5 protein-coding genes are annotated in these 7,469 nt (G+C 71.8%); 1 reads left to right on the top strand and 4 read right to left on the bottom strand.

What is annotated here, in order from left to right:
- The 4 genes from cydD to hisC all read right to left on the bottom strand — a co-directional run.
- A partial coding sequence (gene cydD / locus H5J30_RS11950; RefSeq protein ID WP_181787414.1) for a thiol reductant ABC exporter subunit CydD occupies positions 1 to 1,465 on the bottom strand: 1,465 nt, incomplete at its 3' end.
- Position 1,466: 1 nt separating this feature from the next.
- On the bottom strand, positions 1,467 to 2,564 hold the full coding sequence (cydB, locus tag H5J30_RS11945) for a cytochrome d ubiquinol oxidase subunit II (RefSeq protein ID WP_181787413.1): 1,098 nt from the start codon (positions 2,562 to 2,564) through the stop codon (positions 1,467 to 1,469).
- An 18-nt stretch (positions 2,565 to 2,582) separates the two neighbouring features.
- Positions 2,583 to 4,106: a cytochrome ubiquinol oxidase subunit I gene (locus H5J30_RS11940; RefSeq protein ID WP_181787412.1), complete on the bottom strand. Its 1,524-nt coding sequence runs from the start codon at positions 4,104 to 4,106 to the stop codon at positions 2,583 to 2,585.
- Between the two features lie 702 nt (positions 4,107 to 4,808).
- On the bottom strand, positions 4,809 to 5,903 hold the full coding sequence (gene hisC / locus H5J30_RS11935; RefSeq protein ID WP_181787415.1) for a histidinol-phosphate transaminase: 1,095 nt from the start codon (positions 5,901 to 5,903) through the stop codon (positions 4,809 to 4,811).
- 511 nt (positions 5,904 to 6,414) lie between these two features.
- Here hisC and H5J30_RS11930 point away from each other — a divergent pair.
- Positions 6,415 to 7,469, top strand: a 1,055-nt coding sequence (locus H5J30_RS11930) for a LacI family DNA-binding transcriptional regulator (RefSeq protein WP_181787411.1), incomplete at its 3' end; no start/stop codon positions are given.

Below are 7,469 nucleotides of genomic sequence, written 5' to 3'. Positions count from 1 at the left end.
GGGGGAGGCGGACGTTGTCCGCGACGGTGCCGGCGAAGAGCGCGGGCCGCTGCGGTACCCAGGCGACCTGCGCGTGCCAGCTCACCAGGTCGAGGGCGGCGAGGTCGCGCCCGCCTATGAGCACCCGGCCGGCCGCGGGCCGTACGAGGCCGAGGAGCGCGGCGAGGAGCGTGGACTTGCCGGCGCCGGAGGGCCCGGTCAGCGCCACGGTCTCGCCGGGGCGGAGCGTGAGGCTCGTACGCGGCAGGGAGTCCTCGGCCCGGCCGTCGTGCCGCACGACGAGACCGTCGAGGGCGAGGGCGGCGTCGCGTGCGTGCGGGCAGGCGCTGTCGGCGGGGGGACCTACCCTTGGGCGGGCGTGCGGGGTTGATGCCGATGGGGTCGACGGTGAGTGGGCCGACGGTGACGGGGCCGACGGGGTTGCTGTCGTCGGGCCCGGTGGCGCTGCGGCGGGGGTGGCGCCGGGGGTGGCCGCGTCCTTGCGGGGCTCGCCCCGTTCCAGGACCGCGAAGACCCTGTCGGCCGCCGCCAGGCCCTCCGCCGCGGCGTGGTAGTGCGTACCGACCTGGCGCAGCGGCAGGTACGCCTCCGGGGCCAGGATGAGCACCACCAGCCCCGTGTACAGGTCCAGTTCGCCGTGGACCAGCCGCATGCCGATGGTGACCGCGACCAGCGCCACCGAGATCGTCGCCAGCAGTTCCAGCGCGAACGACGACAGAAAGGCGATCCGCAGCGTGCGCATCGTCGCGCGGCGGTAGTCGGCGGTGATGGTGCGGATGTTGTCGGCCTGCGCCTTCGCGCGGCCGAAGACCTTGAGCGTCGGCAGGCCGGAGACCACGTCGAGGAAGTGGGCGGAGAGCCGGGACAGGGTGCGCCACTGGCGGTCGGTGGCCGCCTGGGTGGCCCAGCCGATGAGCATCATGAAGACCGGGATCAGCGGCAGGGTGCCGGCGATGATCGCGGCGGAGACCCAGTCGTCGGTGACGATGCGCGCCAGGACGGCCGCGGGGACGACGACGGCGAGGCCGAGTTGGGGCAGGTAGCGGGCGAAGTAGGCGTCCAGGGCGTCGATGCCGCGGGTGGCGAGTGCGGCGAGTTCGCCGGTACGGGGTTCGCCCTCCGCGCCCTGTCCCGCCGGAGTGCGGGAGCCGTCGATCCGTACCGCCTCCGTCAGCAGCCGCATCCGCAGCTCCGACTTGACCGCCGCACTCGACCGGTGCGCGGCCAGCTCCGTCAGCCAGCTCACCGCCGCCCGCCCCGCGGCGACCGCCGCGAGCAGCAGCAGCGGCGTACGCAGACCGGCGGCCGACATGCCGTCCTCGAAGGCGCCGACGACGATCTCCGCCATCAGCACCGCCTGCGCGATGAGCAGCCCCGCGCCGGCCGCGCCCAGCGCGACCGTGGCGAGCAGGAACGACCGGGTCGCGCGCGCGTACCGGGCCAGGCGCGGGTCGACGGGCTTCATGTCACCGGCCCGCCCCGCCGGTACCCGTCCCGTCCGCACCCGCTCCGTCCGCGGCGGGCGGGCCGTCCGCACCCGAACCGCCCGCGGCGACCGCCGCGTGCGCTTCCGGCGCGAGGTGCTGCGTACCGATGCGCTTGCGGAACACCCAGTACGTCCACCCCTGGTACAGCAGCACCACCGGTGTCGCGATCCCCGCGCACCACGTCATGATCTTCAGCGTGTACGGCGTCGACGAGGCGTTCTCCGCCGTCAGGCTCCACGCCGGGTTCAGGCTCGACGGCATCACGTCCGGGTACAGCGCCAGGAACAGCGTCGCGACCGTGGCGATGATCGTCACCCCGGAGTAGAGGAACGACCACCCCTCCCGGCCCGCCGCCACCGCGCCGATCGCGCAGAACAGCGCCGCCACCGCCGCGATCAGCGTCACCAGGCTCCGCCCGTCGCCGGTGTCCGTCTGGAGCCACAACAGGAAGCCGAGCGCCAGCGCCGCCGTCGCCGTACCGAGGACGGTGGCCAGCCGGCGCGCCCGCCTCCGGATGTCGCCGACGGTCTTCAGCGCCGTGAACACCGCGCCGTGGAAGGTGAAGAGGAAGAGCGTGACCAGCCCGCCGAGCAGCGCGAAGGGGTTGAGCAGGTCGAACACGTCGCCGACGTACTCCTTGTCGGGGCCGATCTGCACCCCGCGCACGATGTTGGCGAACGCCACACCCCACAGGAACGCGGGCAGCAGGGAGGCCCAGAAGATGGCGAGTTCCCAGTTGCGCTGCCAGTGCTCCTCGGGGCGCTTCGCCCGGTACTCGAAGGCCACGCCGCGGATGATGAGGCAGACGAGGATGAGGAGGAGGGGCAGGTAGAAGCCGGAGAAGAGGGTGGCGTACCAGTCGGGGAAGGCGGCGAAGGTCGCGCCGCCCGCGGTGAGCAGCCAGACCTCGTTGCCGTCCCAGACGGGGCCGATGGTGTTGATGAGCACGCGCCGCTCGGCGCGGTTGCGGGCCAGCACCCGGGTGAGGACGCCGACGCCGAAGTCGAAGCCCTCCAGGAAGAAGTAGCCGGTCCACAGGACGGCGATCAGGACGAACCAGACGACGTGCAGTTCCATGGCGTGGTCTCCTCTCCCTCAGTACGAGAAGGCCATGGGCCGGTCGGAGTCTTCGCGGTCGTGGCCGCCGATCTTCGTCGGCGGGTTGCGGTCGGAGTCGGTGAGTTCGGGTGGCCCCGCCTTCACGTACTTGATCATCAGCTTGGCCTCGATGACGGCGAGGGCGGCGTACAGGAGCGTGTAGACGCTGAGCGAGGTGATGACCTCGCCCTGCGAGACGCCGGGGGAGACGGCGGAGGAGGTGGGCAGGACCCCGTAGACGACCCAGGGCTGGCGGCCCATCTCGGTGAAGATCCAGCCCCAGGCGTTGGCGACGAGGGGGAAGAGGAGGGTGTAGAAGGCCAGCCGCCAGTACCAGCCGCCGAGGCGGGCGCCGAGTTCGCGGTCCTTGGTGAGCGCGAGTCTGGGGACCTCCCCCGCGCCGGTACGGAGCCGGCCGGCGAGCCAGAAGCGGCGGCGGGTGAGCCAGAGCCCGAGGACGCCGAGGGCGAGGGAGGACATCCCGAAGCCGATCATCCAGCGGAAACTCCAGTACGCGACGGGGATGTTGGGCCGGTAGTCGCCGAGCCCGAACTTGTCGTCGTACTTCTCCTTCAGCTCCTCGTTGGTGGGGTTGATGCCGGGGACCTCGTCGGAGAAGTTGTCGTGGGCGAGGAACGACAGCACGCCGGGGACCTCTATGGCGACCCTGTTGTGGCCCTTGTCGACGTCGCCGATGGCGAAGAGCGAGAACGGCGCGGGCGCCTCGGTCTCCCACAGGGCCTCGGCGGAGGCCATCTTCATCGGCTGCTGCTCGTACATGATCTTGCCGAGCCGGTCGCCGGTGAACGCGGTCAGCAGCCCGGCGACGACCATCGTCATCAGGCCCAGCCGCAGCGAACTGCGCATGACGGCGACGTGCCGGCCGCGCATCAGGTGGTACGCGGCGATGCCGACGACGAACGCGCCGCCGGTGAGGAAGGCCGCGGTGATGGTGTGGGAGAACTGCGCGATGGCCGTGTTCTGGGTGAGTACGCGCCAGAAGTCGGTCAGTTCGGCGCGGCCCGACTCCTCGTTTATGCGGTAGCCGACCGGGTGCTGCATCCAGGAGTTGGCGGCGAGGATGAAGTAGGCGGAGAGCACGGTGCCGACCGCGACCATCCAGATGCAGGCGAGGTGGATCTTCTGCGGCAGGCGGTCCCAGCCGAAGATCCACAGGCCGATGAAGGTGGACTCGAAGAAGAAGGCGATGAGGGCTTCGAAGGCGAGGGGCGCGCCGAAGACGTCGCCGACGAAGCGGGAGTAGTCCGACCAGTTCATGCCGAACTGGAACTCCTGCAGGATGCCGGTCACCACGCCCATGGCGATGTTGATGAGGAAGAGCTTGCCCCAGAACTTCGTCGCCCTGAGGTACTTCTCGTTGCCGGTGCGCACCCAGGCCGTTTGCAGCCCGGCGACGAGGGCGGAGAGGGAGATCGTCAGGGGGACGAAGAGGAAGTGGTAGACGGTGGTGATCCCGAACTGCCAACGCGCCAGGGTCTCCGGGGCGAGTGCCAGATCCACGAGGGCTCCTCTCCGCGATCACGGTCACGGCACTGACGATGATCCACGCGCCGGTCGGCCCGATGGGGCCGTGGCGGCATGGCATACGGGGGTAAACCCCTATGAACAGCACCGCTCGTGAATGCGTTCACATTCACAAGGCCCAGTGTGGCACAGGGGTTCCCCGGCCTTTCAGGGGGGTCCCCTACGTCTGGTTTCGGGGTGTCTGGGGGTGCGGCGGGGGCCGGCGGCGAGAGCGGTGGTCACGTGCGAGAACGGTGCTCTGCGGGGGCGGGCGCGGCGCGGCGGGGGGGGGTGCTCCGTACGGAGAGCACTGCTCCCGCGAGCGAGCACTGCTCTCCGGGGGCGAACGGTGCTCTCCGGGGGAGAGCGGTGCTCCGCGCCGAGAGCGGTGGTCGCGGGTGCGGCGGGTGCTCTACGGCGAGAGCAGTGCTCCGGTACGCGAGCGGTGGTCACCGCCGTGAGCAGGCGCTCCGGGTGCGTCCGCGGCCCGGGGCGCCGCTCCGTACCGAGAGCACTGCTCTGCGGGGTGGGCGCCGCTCCGTACCGAGAGCACTGCTCTCCTCGGCGAGCACCGCTCTGCGGCGCGAGCGGTTGTCACCACTCCCGCCGACCCCGGCTCGACCCTGTCCCGACCCCACCCGACCCGACCAGCCCCGGCCGACCCTGTCCCGCCCCGGTCGGCCCCGCTTCCGCTTCCGTCTACAGCTCCTTGCGGAACTCCTCCGCCACCGCCAGCAGGATGTCGTTCGCCTCGCGCTCGCCCACCGACACCCGTACCCCGTCCCCCGCGAACGGCCGGACCACCACGCCCGCCGCCTCGCACGCCGCCGCGAAGTCCATGCTCCGCTCCCCCAGCCGCAGCCAGACGAAGTTCGCGTGCGTCTCCGGCACCGTCCAGCCCTGCGCCAGCAGCCCCTCCCGCACCCGCGTGCGCTCCGCGACCAGCGACTCCACCCGCTCCAGCAGCGCCGCCTCGCTCCGCAGCGACGCGATCGCCGCCTCCTGCGCGATCTGGCTCACCCCGAACGGCACCGCCGTCTTCCGCAGCGCCGCAGCCACCGGCTCGTGCGCCACCGCGAAGCCGACCCGCAGCCCCGCCAGCCCGTACGCCTTGCTGAAGGTGCGCAGCACGCAGACGTTCGGCCGGTCCCGGTAGACCTCCAGGCCGTCCGGGATCCCGCCGTCCACGCCGTCGTCCCGGACGAACTGGCAGTACGCCTCGTCCAGCACCACCAGCACGTCCTCCGGCACCCGGTCGAGGAACCGCTCCAGTTCCCCGCGGCGCACCGCCGTGCCCGTCGGGTTGTTCGGGGTGCAGACGAAGATCAGCCGGGTGGCGTCCGTCACCGCGTCCGCCATCGCGTCCAGGTCGTGCCGCTCCTCCGCCGTCAGCGGAACCTGCACCGACCGCGCCCCCGAGATCTGCGTGATGATCGGGTACGCCTCGAACGACCGCCACGCGTAGATCACCTCGTCGCCCGGCCCGGCCGTCGCCTGCAGCAACTGCTGTGCCACGCCCACCGACCCGGTGCCCGTGGCGACGTGCTCGGGCGGTACGCCGAGGCGTTCGGCGATCTCGGCGGTCAGCGCGGCGCACGCCATGTCGGGGTAGCGGTTGAAGCTCCCGGCCGCCGCGACCGCCGCCTCCAGCACACCGGGCAGCGGCGGGAAGGGGTTCTCGTTCGAGGAGAGCTTGTACGCCGCCGCCCCCGGCCCGGCCCCGGACCCCGCAGCCGCAGCCGCCGCCGGCTTGCCCGGCTTGTACGTCGGGATGCCCGCCAGCGCAGCCCTCAGCCGGGGAGCCGCGGCAGCCGCGTCATCCCCCTGAGTCCCCGCATCCCCCGCAGTCCCGGCAGTCTCAGCAGCCCTGGGAGTCTTGTCGTTCGTCACCGCGGTCCTCCTCGACCCAGCCCGTACCCTGCCGTTACGCGCCACACCTGCCGCCCCCGCCGGGCCCCGCGGACGGGGCCGTACCCGCAGGGGGCGCATCCACCCTGGCGCGCACGGGTGGCGGACGCCATGGCGCGCATCACCCGTGAAGGTGACTGAGACCTCTTCGAGACCTTCGTACCATGGCAGGTATCACCCAGCTTGCGCCATGGACCCATGGTCGACAATGGTGCAACCACTTGGCATTCCATGGTCGTTTGACCGATGCGCTCCTGCAGAATCGTGCCTGTCAGTTACGGTTCGGATTCTCCCGCAATCGAGCCATCCGAGCCCTACTATCAGCTCGCGATGACAAGCCTGCCTGACTATGCGGCTTGCACGGGGGACCACGTACGTGCTTGAAGAAAGAAGGCGCATGACCGGCTCGATCCAACCGCAAGTGAGCCGGCCGCCCAGCCGCAAGCTGGCGCGGGCGGGCATCCGGGATGTCGCCGCCGCCGCGGGCGTCTCGATCACCACCGTCTCCGACGCGCTGAACGGGAAGGGCCGGCTGCCGGAGGCGACCCGCCGCCACGTCCGCGAGGTCGCCGACCGCCTCGGCTACCGGCCGTCGGCCGCCGCCCGCGCGCTGCGCACCGGCAAGTCGGGGCTCATCGGCTTAACGGTGACGACGTACGGGGAAGAACCTTTCACCTTCACCGAGTTCGCGTACTTCGCCGAGATGGCCCGTGCGGCGACCTCCGCCGCCCTCGCCCGCGGCTACGCGCTGGTGATCCTCCCCGCGACCTCCCGGCACGACGTGTGGTCCAACGTGGCCCTCGACGGCACGGTGGTCATCGACCCGGCCGAGGGCGACCCCGTCGTCAGCGAGATCGTCCGGCAGGGCATCCCCGTCGTCAGCGACGGCCGCCCCGGCGGCTCCCTGCCCGTCACCGCCTGGGTCGACAACGACCACCAGGCCGCCGTCATGGAGCTGCTCGACCACCTCGCCGACGCCGGTGCCCGCCGCATCGGGCTGCTCACCGGCACCAGCACCGACACGTACACCCGGCTGTCCACCACCGCGTACCTCACCTGGTGCGAGCGCGTCGGACAGGACCCGGTCTACGAGTCCTACCCCGCCCACGACCCGCGCGCCGGGGCCGTCGCCGCCGACCGGCTGCTCGCCCGCCCCGACCGCCCGGACGCCGTCTACGGCCTCTTCGACCCCAACGGCACCGACCTCCTGGCCGCCACCCGCCGCTACGGCCTGCGGGTGCCCGACGACCTGATGCTCGTCTGCTGCAGCGAGTCCCCGGGCTACGCCTCCACCGACCCGCCCATCACCACGCTGTCCCTCAAGCCGCGCCGCATCGGCACGGCCGTGGTCCAACTGCTGATCGACGCCATCGAGGGAGTCGACGCGGGCCGGCCCATCGAGCAGGTCATACCGACGGACCTGATCGTGCGGGCGTCCTCGCAGCGCCGCCC

Source organism: Streptomyces phytophilus, from assembly GCF_013870535.1.
GTDB lineage: Bacteria > Actinomycetota > Actinomycetes > Streptomycetales > Streptomycetaceae > Streptomyces > Streptomyces phytophilus.
Note: the sequence above shows the minus strand (reverse complement) of the source record. Positions and strands in the feature narration are given on the sequence as shown.